The organism is Acinetobacter sp. 3657 (genome assembly GCF_031456775.1).
Lineage (GTDB): Bacteria > Pseudomonadota > Gammaproteobacteria > Pseudomonadales > Moraxellaceae > Acinetobacter.
In genome coordinates this window covers 73409-88322 of the sequence record NZ_JAVDVH010000001.1, presented here as the reverse complement: position 1 = coordinate 88322, position 14914 = coordinate 73409, and the positions used below count along the sequence as shown (strand labels likewise).

At 39.9% G+C, this 14914-nt stretch carries 20 protein-coding genes; all 20 read right to left on the bottom strand.

Going from position 1 to position 14914, the window contains the following annotated elements; all coding sequences use genetic code 11:
- The 20 genes from J2Y37_RS00455 to J2Y37_RS00360 all read right to left on the bottom strand — a co-directional run bounded on the left by J2Y37_RS00455 (position 1) and on the right by J2Y37_RS00360 (position 14779).
- Positions 1 to 756: a hypothetical protein gene (locus J2Y37_RS00455; RefSeq protein ID WP_349031458.1), complete on the bottom strand. Its 756-nt coding sequence runs from the start codon at positions 754 to 756 to the stop codon at positions 1 to 3.
- A complete protein-coding gene (locus J2Y37_RS00450) occupies positions 753 to 3434 on the bottom strand; it encodes a hypothetical protein (protein WP_349031457.1) in 2682 nt (893 codons plus the stop codon). The genes J2Y37_RS00455 and J2Y37_RS00450 overlap by 4 nt, the downstream gene beginning before the upstream one ends.
- A gap of 45 nt (positions 3435 to 3479) precedes the next feature.
- The gene (locus J2Y37_RS00445; protein WP_347005572.1) at positions 3480 to 3611 is read right to left on the bottom strand and encodes a hypothetical protein; all 132 of its coding nucleotides are present in this window, start codon (positions 3609 to 3611) and stop codon (positions 3480 to 3482) included.
- Positions 3612 to 3703: 92 nt separating this feature from the next.
- Positions 3704 to 4231 (bottom strand): phage tail assembly chaperone family protein, TAC, encoded by a 528-nt coding sequence (locus J2Y37_RS00440; protein ID WP_277602889.1) that lies wholly within the window; start codon positions 4229 to 4231, stop codon positions 3704 to 3706.
- 2 nt (positions 4232 to 4233) lie between these two features.
- Complete coding sequence (locus J2Y37_RS00435; protein WP_113997082.1) at positions 4234 to 4707, bottom strand: phage tail tube protein; 474 nt, start codon at positions 4705 to 4707, stop codon at positions 4234 to 4236.
- Between the two features lie 70 nt (positions 4708 to 4777).
- On the bottom strand, positions 4778 to 5140 hold the full coding sequence (locus tag J2Y37_RS00430) for a DUF3168 domain-containing protein (RefSeq protein WP_241324141.1): 363 nt from the start codon (positions 5138 to 5140) through the stop codon (positions 4778 to 4780).
- A complete protein-coding gene (locus tag J2Y37_RS00425; protein ID WP_349031456.1) occupies positions 5137 to 5658 on the bottom strand; it encodes an HK97-gp10 family putative phage morphogenesis protein in 522 nt (173 codons plus the stop codon). Before J2Y37_RS00425 ends, J2Y37_RS00430 begins: the two co-directional genes overlap by 4 nt.
- Entirely contained in the window at positions 5649 to 5999 is a 351-nt protein-coding gene (locus J2Y37_RS00420; RefSeq protein ID WP_349031455.1) for a phage head closure protein, read from the bottom strand. The genes J2Y37_RS00425 and J2Y37_RS00420 overlap by 10 nt, the downstream gene beginning before the upstream one ends.
- Positions 6000 to 6002: 3 nt before the next feature.
- Positions 6003 to 6320 carry a head-tail connector protein gene (locus tag J2Y37_RS00415; protein ID WP_241317389.1) on the bottom strand — a complete coding sequence of 106 codons (318 nt, stop codon included), beginning with the start codon at positions 6318 to 6320 and terminating at the stop codon, positions 6003 to 6005.
- Positions 6274 to 6480, bottom strand: coding sequence for a hypothetical protein (locus J2Y37_RS00410; RefSeq protein ID WP_349031454.1), 207 nt, complete (start codon positions 6478 to 6480; stop codon positions 6274 to 6276). Before J2Y37_RS00410 ends, J2Y37_RS00415 begins: the two co-directional genes overlap by 47 nt.
- Positions 6481 to 6536: 56 nt before the next feature.
- Complete coding sequence (locus J2Y37_RS00405) at positions 6537 to 7736, bottom strand: phage major capsid protein (RefSeq protein ID WP_349031453.1); 1200 nt, start codon at positions 7734 to 7736, stop codon at positions 6537 to 6539.
- 6 nt (positions 7737 to 7742) lie between these two features.
- Positions 7743 to 8408: an HK97 family phage prohead protease gene (locus tag J2Y37_RS00400; RefSeq protein ID WP_121930870.1), complete on the bottom strand. Its 666-nt coding sequence runs from the start codon at positions 8406 to 8408 to the stop codon at positions 7743 to 7745.
- Entirely contained in the window at positions 8398 to 9612 is a 1215-nt protein-coding gene (locus J2Y37_RS00395) for a phage portal protein (protein WP_241324180.1), read from the bottom strand. The genes J2Y37_RS00400 and J2Y37_RS00395 overlap by 11 nt, the downstream gene beginning before the upstream one ends.
- On the bottom strand, positions 9612 to 11333 hold the full coding sequence (locus J2Y37_RS00390; protein WP_349031452.1) for a terminase TerL endonuclease subunit: 1722 nt from the start codon (positions 11331 to 11333) through the stop codon (positions 9612 to 9614). The genes J2Y37_RS00395 and J2Y37_RS00390 overlap by 1 nt, the downstream gene beginning before the upstream one ends.
- A gap of 10 nt (positions 11334 to 11343) precedes the next feature.
- Positions 11344 to 11835 carry a phage terminase small subunit P27 family gene (locus tag J2Y37_RS00385; RefSeq protein ID WP_349031451.1) on the bottom strand — a complete coding sequence of 164 codons (492 nt, stop codon included), beginning with the start codon at positions 11833 to 11835 and terminating at the stop codon, positions 11344 to 11346.
- Between the two features lie 455 nt (positions 11836 to 12290).
- Positions 12291 to 12536, bottom strand: a complete 246-nt coding sequence (locus J2Y37_RS00380) for a hypothetical protein (protein ID WP_241323355.1) — start codon at positions 12534 to 12536, stop codon at positions 12291 to 12293.
- A gap of 199 nt (positions 12537 to 12735) precedes the next feature.
- On the bottom strand, positions 12736 to 12972 hold the full coding sequence (locus tag J2Y37_RS00375; protein ID WP_241323356.1) for a hypothetical protein: 237 nt from the start codon (positions 12970 to 12972) through the stop codon (positions 12736 to 12738).
- A 149-nt stretch (positions 12973 to 13121) separates the two neighbouring features.
- Entirely contained in the window at positions 13122 to 13421 is a 300-nt protein-coding gene (locus J2Y37_RS00370; protein WP_241323357.1) for an addiction module antidote protein, read from the bottom strand.
- Positions 13422 to 13424: 3 nt separating this feature from the next.
- Positions 13425 to 13721 (bottom strand): type II toxin-antitoxin system RelE/ParE family toxin, encoded by a 297-nt coding sequence (locus J2Y37_RS00365; protein ID WP_241323358.1) that lies wholly within the window; start codon positions 13719 to 13721, stop codon positions 13425 to 13427.
- 224 nt (positions 13722 to 13945) lie between these two features.
- A complete protein-coding gene (locus J2Y37_RS00360; protein ID WP_349031450.1) occupies positions 13946 to 14779 on the bottom strand; it encodes a BRO family protein in 834 nt (277 codons plus the stop codon).
- Positions 14780 to 14914 lie beyond the last annotated feature (135 nt).

Here is a 14914-nt window from a genome sequence, read left to right as displayed (position 1 = left end):
TTAAATCTCCTCAATATACTTGGCACTTAACACAATGAATTCCGATTGCATCAGATCAGCATTTGTCTCATGCGTAATTAACACATCTTTGATCACCGCATTTTTGACTGAAAAAGCAGACTTAATTTGATCGATAGGTTCATAAGGCAAAGTTTTATAGGTGATTTCAGACAGATACTTTGCATTTCTGACTGAAAAATCTGATTTAACTTGATCAACAGGTTCGTAAGGCAAAGTTGTATAAGTGATTTCAGATAAATACTTTGCATTTTTGACTGAAAAATTCGTTAAAAGATTCTCATTGTTCAAAACTGGATCGAATGTTCTTGGATTTACTGGAAGAGCACTTGATTTAATAGAATCATAAAAAAATAAGGGATACGGCTTTGAAGTTAGAATCTGCACTTCCGAAGTCACCACAACGAGCTGCGCAGAGACTTTAAAAATCTTTCCGCTTAACTCATTAAATGTGAAAGAATCAGGCATAAACTGAGTGATATATTCTCTAAATTCGCTGTCTTCAATAATTAAAGACATTAAAAAAGGCAGCGGGTTAAGCTGCCAATTTAGATAAAATGCTCTGAAATATATGAAGTCATCTTCACGAAGTGTAAAGGCCACATCGACCAAATGCTTTTTAGCGTTTTTAGTTTGAACATATCGACCAAACCCACCGCTTAATACTATTCGTTCAACTGATGTACCATACTTGACTGAATAACTTGATTGAAGTGGGCAAAGATCGAGTTTATTCATCGTACACGCCCCACATTAAAGTTATTCCGGATCTGCTTAGATTCAAATGAGTTCGCTTGATTTAAATTGCTAAACGCTCGTTTAACAAAATTCTCCACCACATCAATCGTCACATTCCCACTACCATCACGACTTTCATTTGCAGTGTAACCAGATGGCACATTGATAATAATATTCACACCATCACCACGCCGATCACTTTGGCTTGATGTTGATAAGAAACGTTCTTTACCAATTAAACCTCCCGTTGCAAATCTTGACGGCAACATACCAGTACGGTTGATGTAATCAAGATTATCCAATCCTAATTTTTCAACAGCGGCAGCACGAAGCATATATTCACCATTAGATGCCCAAATCGGAATATCATCACTTGTACCAGTTCCCTTACCAGTAATATGTCCACCAGCGGCAAAGCCCTGTAAATTCATTGATCTGATTTGTGCGGCCTGACCAAGTTGAACTGCTAAAGCACCACCAGCAACAACTGGCGCAATATATGGACCGATCATTGGAATTGCTGAAACAGAGTTATACACATTCGAGAACGTTTCAGGTGCATTCAAAATTACTTTGGAAAGTGCAAACATCTTGGATGCAATAAACATAGCTTTATAACCAGCGGATTGTTTACCAAGTAAGCTTCCCATCAGATCAGCCATTCCAGCAGTTGTATTAGCTGCATCTTGCAAACCTAACACTGCTTTAGCACGATAATACTGACTTTCACTTTCAAGCATCTTTTGCTGATACTCTTCTTGAGTAATCAACTGCCAGTCCAATGCTGCCTGAAAAGCTTCAGCACGTTGGGCCGCTGCTTCCTCTTGTGTCGTATCAATACCCGAAGCATTCAACATCCCATACAATGCTGCATCCCGCCCTTGGGCTTGATCCATGCTTTCTGTTATACGAGATGCATCGATTAATGCTTGACGCTCATCTTTGCTAAATTGACTGTTTAAGATGATTTGCTGACGCTCAAACTCATACTTAGCTGCAATATTCTGCATGTCAGTTTGAAATACTTGTGATGCATCGTTTAGACGCATGTTCTGCTCAAGCCTCAACCAAGCCATTGCTCGAGTATGTTTTTCTTGCAGTGCATTCAAATACTGTTGTTTTTCAGCAGTATTTATATCAGTTCGATTTGCGATGATTTGCTGATCAATAATAAATGTCGCTTTGGCTTTTGACTCTTCATTTATCTTATGTTCTTGAAGTTCAAGAGCCTGCTTCATCTTATAAAGAACTTGCTCATCTTCAAACCTAGCTTTTGCAGTAGATAAAAATTGACTACGTAATGCTGGAGAGAAATTGGCATCGTTAATATCTACTAGCACTCTTTCGTAATCAATTTTCATTCGTTGAAGATCAGTGGAAAACTCATAAGTTAATGATTTTCGAATTTGAGCTTGTTCTTCAAGAAGTCTATTTAAGTCTGTTTGGGCTTTTGAGTTTTTTTTAGTGGCATCACTAGATTTATTCTGTTTATCAACCCATTCATCAAGACCTTTTGTTACACCAGATTGAGTTTTAGATAACTCTTTCAAGCTAGCCATTTGTTTTGCTGTTGAAGCGTCATTGCCCTCCCACATTTTATCCATGCGTTCAGCCGCACCGATTACCGTATTATGTAAATCAGACTTTATTTCCGTTGTAAGTGCACCGATTTCTTTTCTAGCATCATAAGCAGCTTTAACAAATCCAATTGGATTCATTTCATACCAATTAGCTTCACTAAAAATCGCTCCACCCACAGCAGCCATTCCACCCAGTGTTTTACCTACTAGCTGAATCGCTGTCACCGCACCAATCGCTACTGATGCAACTCCTTTCAATGATTTTGCGACACCATCTGCAACTTCGGTGAATTGCAGACCTTGTTCTGAGCCACTAAAGAATGCTCCTGCTATATCTACAAAAGCAGGAATAACAGCTTGCATAAGTTGGTTTTTTGCTCCGCGCAACTGCAAATCTAATAGATATACTTGCTCTTTTAAAATCTTTGATGATGCAATTGTCTTTTCATTCATCACTAAGCCAGCACGTTCAGCAGCATCTGAATAAAGTTTCATTCCTTCACCACCATTGATCAACAACGGGATAAGGTCTGTCATGTCTGATGCCATGCTTTCTAGATAAAATGACATCTGCTGTTGTGTTACACCTGCTTCCTGCATCTTATCGACATAAAGTTGCAAAGCATCTGGTCCACTTAGTTTTTGCATTTCTAATGCAAGTTTTTTCGCACCTGCAGCACCACCCTCAGTTTTGGTTGCGATCTGCTCAAAAAAGTCTACCGCTTCCCCTGAGCCAATCGTTGTAAACTCTCCCAATCTCTCATTGAAATCTTTCATCATGTCAGAGAGTTTTTCTTGTTGGATACCATAGGCAGCAGCACCTACTGCCATCTTTTGAAACTCTTGGGTTGATGAGTTTGCTCGCAGTGCAAATTTCTCAAGCTCTACTGCACTTTGTGCTGTTTGATATGCTAGGCCAGCCAATCCAACAATCGCACTCGCTGCTACAGCACCAACAACATTGCCATAGGTATTAACTGCACCACGCATTTTTTTAAAGGCTGAGTCTGTTGAACTTTCAGCATTTCGCAAACCTTGTGTATATGATCCTGTATTTGCAATAAGATTTAATGTCAAAGTACCAAGATTGGTCGCCATACTTTTCTCCAGACAATAAAAAAACCGCCAACTGACGGTTCACTTTCATCGAAACCCATTTTCCATAGCTTCATCCAACGAGATCTCGATTTCTTTAGGTTTATCCTCATGTGGCATAAAAAGAGCAGGTTCGAGATAATCTTCCTCTTTCACTTTGCCATTGTGATAAAAGGCCATGAAACTTCCAAAAGCCTGCTCAATACGGCGACCAATAAAAAGAGAGCCTCGTCTTTCACGATAGGCTCTCCATATTTGAAACTCGGCATTGCTTAGGTTTCGCTTGGCTTCTCCAATGGTGTTTCCACCGATTCCATTGATAACAAGCTCGCACCAGAATTCATTTTCTGAGAACTCTTTGTCCGAGACTTTCCCGAAAAATTATTAACCTCACTGGAAACGGCATATAAGGCATTAATGAAATTCGGATCTGAGCAAAGAACATCATCTACAGAACTAAAGAAAAGCTTGCCATCTAAATCTTCACAAACTGAACCTAATAACTGTGCAGCCTGTAATTGTCGATGATCCACAGCCTTTACCTTTGAGTTTTCAATATTGTCGTAGTCAATATCCCACTCGATGGCCTTTGAAGTTTCAGATGTATCATTAAAGCTAAGTTTTTTAATAAAAACCTGACCTTCTAAATCTACCAATTCCCCCAAAACGATTTCACTATTACCCGTTTGTTCACGTAGAAAATCAATATTATCGTCATCTGCTATAACGACCCATGCCACAGTCCGCTTAACAGGCGCACCAATTTTGGTGACACGCTTAAGATCCTTAATACTTTTCATGATTATGGTCCAATAGTACGGATTGTTTCTTGGACTGAAGAACGGCGTTTCAGTGGGAATGAATATCCAACATGTTGTCCTTTTTCAAAAGTTGGCGCTGCACGTTTAAGATATCCATCAAACTCCCACCATGTACGTGTTGTTGGTAATGTTACCGCGCCCCCTGTCACAGTTGGTCCATCAGTACTGTGTGAAGAACCTAGATACCAGTGTACTGTTTGCTTTGGATCTGTTTTAGATAAGGCTAATAATTGAAGATGTGATGAGTTTTCATCATCAAAGTCAATTGCAAGTGAACCTTCACCGGGTGTGACTTGACCTGCATCACTATCAACCTCATCAGAATCAAGACAAGTTACATCAACATCTTCTTCACTGTCCTGACCTAAATCAATTGTTTTTGCACAGACCACAGGAACGATTGCAGTTCCATCAAAATAAAATACTTGGGTTTTTTGAACTTTAATACGCGCCATGAGTAGCTACTCCTCAAACAATAGGCAATAAAAAACGACCATTTAGGTCGCTATCTTTCAAATAAAACCTTTAGGCCTCGATCAACCAGCCACATGTGAACGTCCCTCTGTAAATACCAGGAACACCTGAACCAATATTTGGAAAGTTATTAATAATGCTGTGATGCTTTAATACATTTCGCACCGCTTTAAATACATTGTCTCGGTCTTGTTCAGTCTTAGCATAAACATCGATCTGTATTTCAATACTGTCATCCACCGCAGGAACATCTACGTTGTCGATGGCATGGCCACTGACTAACGTCCACACAGCATAAGGGTATTGCACTCCCTCACTTGCCAAATCTCGATATACTCGCAACACACCATCACTCCCCTTTAATAACGCTGTAACAGATGGTGCATCATTCAGAATTGTGCGTATTGGAATCATTGGATTTTCCTCAACTCCTCATCAATACCCGCCATAAAATCAACTGAAAATGTTCGAGTAACAACTTCAATATTGTTATCCAATGCTGGTCGTAGAAATGGAACAGCCATTGAGTACCTAGTACCTAACTCTACATGCCACCAATACGAAGTATTGTTGGGTACAGGTGTGTAATAAGGATTTGGTATACGCTCATTCTCACCACTTGCATTGTTTTTGCGAACCATATTTTTATGTATTCGCCAAAACTCAGTACCGCCTTTCACACCAACTCGCATCCGTACAGAATTTCTATCTTTAGATTTCCCAGCTCGGACAACGATATTTTTTGAGATTTGTTCTGATGTTTCAGGATCATCAATTAAACTTGCATTTGCAACAGCGGCATTCTTGACCAGTGTCATAGCTTTACGAGCCGAACGAACTGCCAGTTTTTTAGCTATCTGAGGATTACTGAGTTGATTAAGTCGTTTAGAAATCTGCTTATCACCAGTTAACTCAAACTTTGCTATATCCATTCCTTTAGCCCCTCACTCAGTTCGAGAGTGATATAAGTTTTACGATTGTGTAAATCACGTTTTGGATTACCGTTTATTTGATAAAACTTACTATCGAACAATATGCGCATGGTGCTATCAATTAATACAGCTTTAGAGCTATAACGAATCACAGCACGCGCTTGTAATGTAGAGCAAATTGACTGAGCCTGTAATGTATCTCTGGTTGAAAGATCCTGAACATCTGCCCAAACAGTGCAATATTCAACCCATTCCTTAGTTAAATATTCAGGGTTATTATCATCTTGATATTCAGTATATTTCTGAACGGTAATGCGGTGTTTAAGTTTTCCAAACTCCATAAATCACCCCATATTTATAAACCGATGTCGATTCCAAGCCCACGTCGTTGATTTAGGTAATAGCTCCATGTTGCCTGTTGCTTCAGGATTTTCATGCCAATATCCAATTAAGGCTAAAGCACCCTGAACAATGAAAGGCGATACATGTATCCCATTGGTGACATCTTCAGGAATAACCTCACCCACTTCATACAGTTTTCGATTTGTTACTTCTTCAAATGCAGAAAGCGAAGCATCTATTAATAGTTGAAGATCTGCATCCTCATCTTCGCTATCAATTTTGAGCCGCTGCTTCACCTGTTCCAATGTCAGAATTGGCATTTTTGCTACCACCCTTTTTTAGTACAGCGACTTTAAGTTGGTGAATGGCCACATGAGCCACACGATCATCAACCATAAATTCACCTGGTACAAACTCTACAACTTGATTACCGTTATCGATTGCAATCTTAAATTTCTCTTTAACCGTAATAACTGGCATTTGAACTCTCCAAAAAAGAAAGCCTCTTAAAAGAGGCTTTCAATACCCAAATTGAATTATGCTTTTAAAGCTAAAACTTTAAATGCACTACTATCTGTCAACATTCCACCAACACGTTTTGTTGTGTAGAAACCCACATAAGGTTTATTTGTGAATGGATCACGTAAGATACGCGTGCCCATGCGATCAACGATCGTATAACCACGTTTGAAATCACCAAATAAAATAGCATTCGCATCCGCTTCGGCTTCTGGCATATCGTTGTTTTCTTCAATTCCATAGCTTAACAAGGTTGAAGGTTGTCCAGCTTGTAGACCAGGTTGCCACAGGTAATTGCCTTCGTTGTCTTTCAACTTACGGGCTTTAGATTGTGTAAGATTGGTCATCATGAAAACTGCGTTCTGACGATACCCCGCCTTAATTGAGTAGATTAGGTCAATTAGGTTGTCGCCATTAAAAGTTCCAGCAGTACCAGAACTCAGTTGTTGGATCGTTCCGAATGGACGAGTTTTATCATCCGTCGCTGCAAAAGGATTATTAAGAATACCTTTAGGCTTGTTAATTCCATCACCCAGCAAGAAAGCTAAGCCTTCTTTTTCTGCAAACTCACGAGCAACTTCATCTTGTAGCCATGTTTCAACATTAAAGAAAACATCATCTAGTGAGGTTTGTGTGGCTTGTGGATTAGCGTAAATCTCCCCCATGGTAGCCATAATTTGTTGTAATGTTGGTGTACCTGTTTCAGGACGTGCGGCTGTTTCACCAACCCAACCACTACCCGCGCCACCCAAACTGACTAATTTTTTATAGTCAGATGTACTTACGGTGATTTGATTACACACTTTGCGCATTGGACTTTCATCATGAAGCAACTGCAAAATGGTTCGGTCTAGTTCCTCTGGTACGGCATAGCCACCATCTGCATCCACACCAATTTGAATTGCCTTTTTTTGGAGATCAGCAAGCCCATCGTCATTACCTTTGCGCAAGAATTGTAAAAAGCCTGTTTTATGTGCTTCAACATCCCCACCACTTGGTGCACCCGGTCGCTTCGCTTGTTTAATTTCCTTTTCAAGCTCTGCTTTTAAAGCATCTAGATCACCCAATTTTTCATTAAGTTTATCTGTTACTTCAACTTGCTTTGCCTTTTCCGCTTTAATCGCATCGAGTTCTTTATCATTTGATTTTTTAAAATCTTCAAATGCACCCTTTAGATCTGTGATTACTTCGCCAAGATCTTTTTCATCAATAGCCATGAGTATTTATCCTCTTAAAAATGCTGTTAAGTCTTTAATTGAATCGACTGTGCTGGATTGACTTTCAACATCTCGCTGAGAACCTAATGCACTGTAGCCTTTAGCCATAAAAGCCTTGGCCTGTTTTTGAGAAAGTCCCATTACCTCTCGTAATGCTTTCTCTACACTGGACGGCGAAGGAATCTCGCCTTTTTGAAGTGATGCTTTCACTTCGGTAATCTTTGCTTCAGTATTTGCAGGCATGGTCACAATAGACACTTCCCACAGATCAATTTCTTTAAGTAAAAATGCACCCTTTGCAGAGTCATATTCCCAATCTTTCAGCATGTAACCAATCGACATCCCTTTGACACTGCCAGCCTTCATATGAGCATGCGCACGTTTTGCCAATGGATCATCATCAATAAGTAAACGACCACGAACAAAAAGCCCGTAATCATCTTCTTTCATCTCGGTAAATGGTCCAATCGGTTCAGCCATTTGGTGTTGCCACAAAACTGAAGGCAAATCATTTCTTTCAGCCCAACGTTCTAATGACTTTTGGAATGCACCACGGACTACGATATCGCTGTAACTATCAATGACATCAAAAACAGATGCGTACCCTTCAAATTCACCCGTATCTGATACAGATTTGATTTTTAGAGGAACATTTAAATATTTAACTTCCACTATCTTTCCCCTTATCAGGATTGGTCGTCATATTCATTGGTGTGAGGTAAATGTCACCGCCTTCGCGTGGGTCCATGTCTTCTAGTTCCCTAGCATCGTTTGGACATAAAAAACCCCAGTTGATACCGATCGCATATGACTCATATCTGGTTTTCAAATCACCGCGGATCAATGCTCCTGCATTGAACTTGGCATAATATTTATTTCGTTCACTTGGTTTGATCAGACCGACTTTGATGCGTGACTCAATACGCGTCATATAAGGGACAAGTGAATAACTCACAAAGGACATACCCATGTGCTCAATATTATTCAGTGTCATTTTTTCCAACATGCCCGCTAAATGCGGAGGCACACGATACAAAGCGCAAATTTCATTTGATTGATAATTTCTCGTTTCAAGAAATTGAGAGTCTTCAAGATTGAGTGCTGTTGGTTTCCACTTAAGTCCCTTCTCTAAAATCATTGGCTTATAAACATTGGTAAGCCCTGTATGATTTTCAGTAAACTCTGTTTTAAGCCGACCAAATGCTGTATCTGTAAGTTCCTCATCGGTTTCTAAAACACCAGAAGTAACAGCACCATTTTTAAAAAGATTTGAGCCGTGCGTCTCAAGATCTAAACCAAGAGAAAAACACTTTCTAGCGTAGGCAATTGGATTTAGTCCATTTAAACCATCTAATGTGAATAATCGAACATGCCAAATTTCTTGCTGTGAAAGGATCTTCACGCCATCTTTAAATGAAACGTGATATTCAACAGTCCAATCATCTTTAAGTTTTGGAGTAACGGTTGAGGGTTCAAGCGGTAACAACTCAACAACTTGGCCCAGCGCATAAACTTTATAAGCAAAAAAATTGCCGCGTAGGCACAAACACACCATTAACAACTCCCAAAACTCTTGAGCAGTCATGTAGTCATTTGGTGCAACGTAAAGAAGATCATGTAACTTATGATCTTCAGCAGGAATCTTTTTCTTGCCCTCTTTGCGATATAGCCGACAAGGCAACATCCCCATGCTTTCAGACAAAACCCTTACACATGTAAATACAGTTGTTAATTGCATTGCTCGTGTTGGGGTTATTGGCTGACTACCAACGACACAATCAGCACCCCAAAGTCTGGCTAAATCATCAGGACTAGAAATGATTGAGGGCGAATTCTTGAAACCAAGAAACGCCCCCATTTTTGATAATAAATTCATTACAATCTTCTAACCCCGTGTTTCTCCAAGTGTTGAGATAAATTCGATTCTTGTTTCTGGCTGGTTAATGCAAGCACACGACTGATACCCATCAATAATGCGACAGCACCATCAATCTTCTTTGCACTTTTCTCTTTACGAGGAAAATCATTTTCATTGGCATCAGGCTTACTAATTACGTTTCCGATCATCCAAGATAAAATCGGATTCCCATCATGATGGAAACGTCCAGATGAAATCGCTGCAACTAGCTCTTTCATCGCGGGTGAAAAGGTTTTCACATTCTTTGGAATTTTCACTGCCTCATATCCCGCATCTGTAATGTCACGTGCGACCTGAAAACCACTCCATTCATCATAAGGAACCTCAGTCAGAGGTACTTTACTGGCATCATTAATCAGATCACTTGCGACAAGCGTAAAATCATTTTCATAACCATCATGAACTTCTAAAAACCCTAAATTCATCCATTTCTGATACCGATCAATTACCTGCTTTTCCTCACCATTCATCACAGTGTCTTCTGGCAGATAGAAGCGAGGATCAATGCAGTAATAATGTAATTTCCCATCCTCAATCCTGTAGAACAAATTGATTCGAGCACAAATATCTATCTTGGATGCCAAGTCGATTGGCATTAAACATGGAACAGTGAAAAAATCTTCAAATTTAAGGTTTTTATCCGTACAACCTTGCCACTTTTCCATGTTGAAATAGGCAGTTCGAGAAGATACCCAAACGTTTAGATGCTTGGTCTTAAATGCGTTTTGTTTAGATGCATTCTGTATTGCTCGACGCTGCTGTGATTCTAGATAATCACCGTAGACAGAAACGCCATAATTTGGATTGGCTTTGGCCAAAACCTTCGGATCAGTCCAATCATCTCCTTCATCAATGGTCCAAATCCAACCGAAAAGCTCATCATCGGGTACCGTACCCAACAGCATTTCCTGCACTCGTCCACGTAGATCGTAGCAAGGCCCCTCAATATTGAAACCTGCTGTGGTGATCGTAAAGATCATTGGCTGACGGCGAGCACCCATACCTGTTTGCATCGTGTCATATAGCGATGAAGTCTGATGTTCATGGAACTCATCAACCACAGCACAGTGTGGTGACTGACCATCTGGAGGATCACCTGTGATTGGTTCAAAAACTGAACCCTCATCTGGTATCTCTAGACTTCCAGCATTGATCAAAATGCCTGCCGCTTCAATAAATTCAGGAGATCGAACGGCCATTAATCTTGCAGGTTTAAATACTTCCCAAGCTTGCTTCTCTGTCGTAGCACCAGCATAGACTTCTGAACCGAACTCACCATCATTCGCAAACATGTTAAGAGCGACACCAGCAGCAATCGCAGATTTACCATTCTTGCGAGGTACTTCCCAATAACTCTCCCTGAAACGTCGGAATCCATCCTTTTTTCGCGTCCATCCAAAGGTGCAAGCAATTCCAAACTTTTGCCAAGGTTCAAGCGAGATCTTCATTCTCTTCATTGCCCACTCACCCTTTGTATGGGGTAGCAATTCAATGAAAGCGATCTTCTTTTCTGCTAATTTTGGTTCAAATTTATATGGAAATTCTTTCTTTTTAGCGTGAATTAAGTCATTTAAATGGCGCTGACAAGCCAGTTTTACCCATTTGCACGTAGGTATTTTTCCTGAAACAACTTGCTTTGCCCACTTGTTTGCTATGTCAACGTTTGGGAAAGCTGTCATTTCTGCCTCGTCACATATTCAATACCTTTGCAAACGGGTTATCTTTTGGTTTGCCATTTCCACCAGTTAAACGACTACGAGATGACGGATCCAAACCCAGCAATGAACCGAAAGTAACCATCTGTTTTGATGCTTCGTTTAGCACTGTTAAAGCCGGATTTTTTATAACGCCACCTTGATCATTTGTCATCGTAACCCCGAACAAAGCTACTTCTTTTTGGGCTGAACGCCAGTTGTGGTAAGCAATACAGAAAGCTTCAACATTGTGCATATCAGTAATCCGAAGCACTTTGTTTTTCAGTAACTCCGGAATCACCGAACGCCACATCATGGCTGCATGCTCCATTGGAGTGATGTACTCAGGAACCTCGATATCTGTAACTTCAGAAAACTCAGGAGCATTATGATTAAGCAGTCGCTTACCCTTGTTGCCTGATGCCTTTTTTGTCTCTTGAGGTTTTGGCTTTCTACCTCGCCCAGGAACAGATGCAATTCCACTCATTTGTCAATACCCTGAATTTTTAATTTCGCGCACGTAAAAATGTGACTTGGGGGGCGGTCATTTAGGGGCAAAGGTCTGAACTTTTTGACTCCCCCTCCCATTCTTACTGTCTTCTTTTGCCGTTTTCTCTTGGTGGCACGGCGAACAAAGCGATTGGAGGTTAACTAAGTCATCCGTACCGCCATGTTCCTTGGCCACGATATGATCCACGTCTGTTGCTTCTACGATGTAACCATTGGCCGCACAATTCACACAAAGATAATCATCACGGCGCAACGCTTGCTCACGTAGCAATCGCCATGCATGTCCGTATCCACGCTCTGTGGTTGATCCTGATCGTTGTGGGCGTTTGTTCCAGTTGCTTCGCTTGCTGGCGTGATCATCACAGTACCCTTTCTGATCTCTTGTCTTAACAAGATTAGGGCATCCATATTCTCGGCATGGTCTTGACATCATTAGTCATCCAAAGATTGATGCTGATCCTCATCCGTTGACTCATCCGTAAGCAAACATATAAGTTCTTGAATGTGATGGGATTGGTTAGTGTTGATCTGCACTAACTGCTTTATCGCTTTGATCAGTTCGTTTTGGTTTACGATCAGTTGGTTGTTTTGCTTTAGGATCTGGTTGTTTTGTCCCAACACTTGAGAGAGCGTCAATTGCTCGCTGGATGGAACTGATTGATTGTTTTGCTCGGTCATGCAGCCATTTCCTCCGTTGTTCACAACCCTGACAATTTACAAACTTCATAGATTGATCCTCGAATTTGAAAAAGAAAAAGCCCCGCTATCACATCTGTGTTAGCAGGGCTTTGTTTTCCGTAATAAGTTCGGCAAGTTCACGATTAACGTAATATAAATTACTGAGGAATTTTATTTACTTATATATCCAGTATCAAAATCAACTCTTTGTATCAGTAACTGTTCCAAATCTAGCTTTATACTCTTCGTCTGTCATAATCGAAACAAATCGCCCTTCAACTACAATCCATCTTTTTGCTGGAACTAATAGATCTAAACCATTTGGTAATGTAACTAAGAAATGATCAGGATAATCTACGCAATATCCAAGATCTAAACCTAATTCATGACAAGCATTTAAAATTCTCATTCCTTCACGAATAAAATGGGATTTCATCTAATATTTATCCACTAGTTAAGTTTTAAGTATATTTTTCATAAAAAAGCCCGCATTAGCGAGCTTTTAATAAACTTAGTGAACTATTATAACTTCGCTCACTATAGCAGAAATATGCCATACCCTTTGTACAAGGTCAAGTTATGAAATTAATGAGCAGCTTGTGGGACAATTGCAATTTTTAATCCCAATGCACCAACCACTTTTGCAATCGTTTCATAACGAGGGCTTGAATCACCTGATAATGCTTTATATAAGCTTTCACGGTTTAAGCCTGTTTTTTCTGCAATTTCTTTCATACTTCTTGCACGAGCAACAGTACCTAAAGCTTGAATAAATGCCTCTGGATCATCTTCTTCCAAAATCATTGAAAGATAATCAGCGATCGCTTCTTCACTATCTAAGTGGTCTGCCATATCAAAGCGTTTAAGCCCAGAGATTTTAACCATGATCTAATCCTCCAATGTTTTAGACAATTCAATGGCTTTGGCTATATCTCGTTGTTGAGTGGATTTATCACCTCCACCTAACATGACAATAATCACATCACCATGTTGTATGTAATACATACGCCAACCAGGACCAAAGAATTCTCGCATCTCCCAAACACCCTCACCTACTGGCTTTGTATCACCAAGGTTTCCAGATTGAACTTTCTCTAAACGGCGAGCCAATCTTCGTTTGGTTGGGTTATCACGTAGTCCATTTAACCACTGATCAAATTCATCTGTTAAAAGTACCTGATACATGACAACCTCTTTCTGCTTGTTTAAATTGTAGCTTATAGGCTACAAATGTCAACTAATAGCTATATCGGATTTAGCTAATATTTGCTCCATTCGCAATTTGAACCGAAGACAAGAAAGATCCAAAACAGATAAACATAAGAATACCAATTATAAAGCGCCAACTTTTCCGAGTCGGCGCTTTTTTTTGTTTACAATTCTATCAGTATTTTTTTATAAAAAAATCTTTAAGCAGGCGCATTAAACCAATTCGGATTTGTCTCCATCAACTCACCGTTAGAAAAAGAAACCTGTCTGAAATTTTGGCTGACCAGTGGCTCGCCGTTTTCCCCTTTCAAGTTGTATCGTTTACTCAGTTTCAGTGCAAGCTGATTAGAGCGAACGATTAAGCCTGAGTAAGTAAAGAAATCATTTGGATTTAAATATCTCAATGCATTCCAAACACCCATCATCTTAAAGTTTTGTTGGATGACGGCTTCTACTAATTGTTGAACAGCATGTTGATCTTGGCGTTGTAGTTCATTACTTCGTGCGACTACCGCAGTTAGGTTATGCACATACTCAACGGCGAAAGGTAGAACATCCTGTGGAATCTCATCGACTTTGTTCACATCAAAGCGTTGATTAATCATTTTATAAACTTCAACAGTATTGAAGTTAGATTTACTGACTAAAACCCCTACTGCTTCTGCTAGCGGTATGCGATCTCGTATATCGGTCAAAGGTTTTGGTTTGCTTTCTTTTTCTAAAATATCTAAAACCCATTTTCTAAATTCTTTAGCAACTTGGGTACGGGCAAACATGGCAATCAGATGTGCGCCTCTTAATGAGAAAATTCGGTTATCCATTGCAATTAAGCCAGTCGTTCTAACGGTAGCCAAATTGACCACCGTTGTCATACTAGATAAAAACTCATCTGAGTAACGATTATATATTTTAGTCACTGATCGACTATCAGAGTAACCTAGAGCTTTAGCTAGCTCTGATGAAGTAATCCAAATTTGGTCATCGTTTTGTTGTATAGGATGAAATTGGATAGCGTTAAATGATAGACTATTCATGTCTTATCTCCTTGCAGGGATTAGATAGAAGCCTCGATTGCCGTCCAAAGTTCTCGGGGCTTTTTTGCACCTAAATTTAGGTGCATTGACATTAATTTACATGTACCTATAATTAGTGTCAAGAGCAAGGAGATA

Excerpts from the sequence above, each read along its gene's own strand:
- J2Y37_RS00360 (WP_349031450.1), bottom strand. The coding sequence starts at position 14,779 with ATGAATAGTCTATCATTTAACGCTATCCAATTTCATCCTATACAACAA.
- J2Y37_RS00395 (WP_241324180.1), bottom strand. The coding sequence starts at position 9,612 with ATGAATTTATTATCAAAAATGGGGGCGTTTCTTGGTTTCAAGAATTCG.
- J2Y37_RS00390 (WP_349031452.1), bottom strand. The coding sequence starts at position 11,333 with ATGACAGCTTTCCCAAACGTTGACATAGCAAACAAGTGGGCAAAGCAA.
- J2Y37_RS00455 (WP_349031458.1), bottom strand. The coding sequence starts at position 756 with ATGAATAAACTCGATCTTTGCCCACTTCAATCAAGTTATTCAGTCAAG.
- J2Y37_RS00415 (WP_241317389.1), bottom strand. The coding sequence starts at position 6,320 with ATGCCAATTCTGACATTGGAACAGGTGAAGCAGCGGCTCAAAATTGAT.
- J2Y37_RS00380 (WP_241323355.1), bottom strand. The coding sequence starts at position 12,536 with ATGACCGAGCAAAACAATCAATCAGTTCCATCCAGCGAGCAATTGACG.
- J2Y37_RS00410 (WP_349031454.1), bottom strand. The coding sequence starts at position 6,480 with ATGCCAGTTATTACGGTTAAAGAGAAATTTAAGATTGCAATCGATAAC.
- J2Y37_RS00385 (WP_349031451.1), bottom strand. The coding sequence starts at position 11,835 with ATGAGTGGAATTGCATCTGTTCCTGGGCGAGGTAGAAAGCCAAAACCT.
- J2Y37_RS00375 (WP_241323356.1), bottom strand. The coding sequence starts at position 12,972 with ATGAAATCCCATTTTATTCGTGAAGGAATGAGAATTTTAAATGCTTGT.
- J2Y37_RS00450 (WP_349031457.1), bottom strand. The coding sequence starts at position 3,434 with ATGGCGACCAATCTTGGTACTTTGACATTAAATCTTATTGCAAATACA.
- J2Y37_RS00425 (WP_349031456.1), bottom strand. The coding sequence starts at position 5,658 with ATGGATATAGCAAAGTTTGAGTTAACTGGTGATAAGCAGATTTCTAAA.
- J2Y37_RS00440 (WP_277602889.1), bottom strand. The coding sequence starts at position 4,231 with ATGAAAAGTATTAAGGATCTTAAGCGTGTCACCAAAATTGGTGCGCCT.
- J2Y37_RS00420 (WP_349031455.1), bottom strand. The coding sequence starts at position 5,999 with ATGGAGTTTGGAAAACTTAAACACCGCATTACCGTTCAGAAATATACT.
- J2Y37_RS00435 (WP_113997082.1), bottom strand. The coding sequence starts at position 4,707 with ATGGCGCGTATTAAAGTTCAAAAAACCCAAGTATTTTATTTTGATGGA.
- J2Y37_RS00405 (WP_349031453.1), bottom strand. The coding sequence starts at position 7,736 with ATGGCTATTGATGAAAAAGATCTTGGCGAAGTAATCACAGATCTAAAG.
- J2Y37_RS00445 (WP_347005572.1), bottom strand. The coding sequence starts at position 3,611 with ATGGCCTTTTATCACAATGGCAAAGTGAAAGAGGAAGATTATCTCGAA.
- J2Y37_RS00365 (WP_241323358.1), bottom strand. The coding sequence starts at position 13,721 with ATGTATCAGGTACTTTTAACAGATGAATTTGATCAGTGGTTAAATGGA.
- J2Y37_RS00370 (WP_241323357.1), bottom strand. The coding sequence starts at position 13,421 with ATGGTTAAAATCTCTGGGCTTAAACGCTTTGATATGGCAGACCACTTA.
- J2Y37_RS00430 (WP_241324141.1), bottom strand. The coding sequence starts at position 5,140 with ATGATTCCAATACGCACAATTCTGAATGATGCACCATCTGTTACAGCG.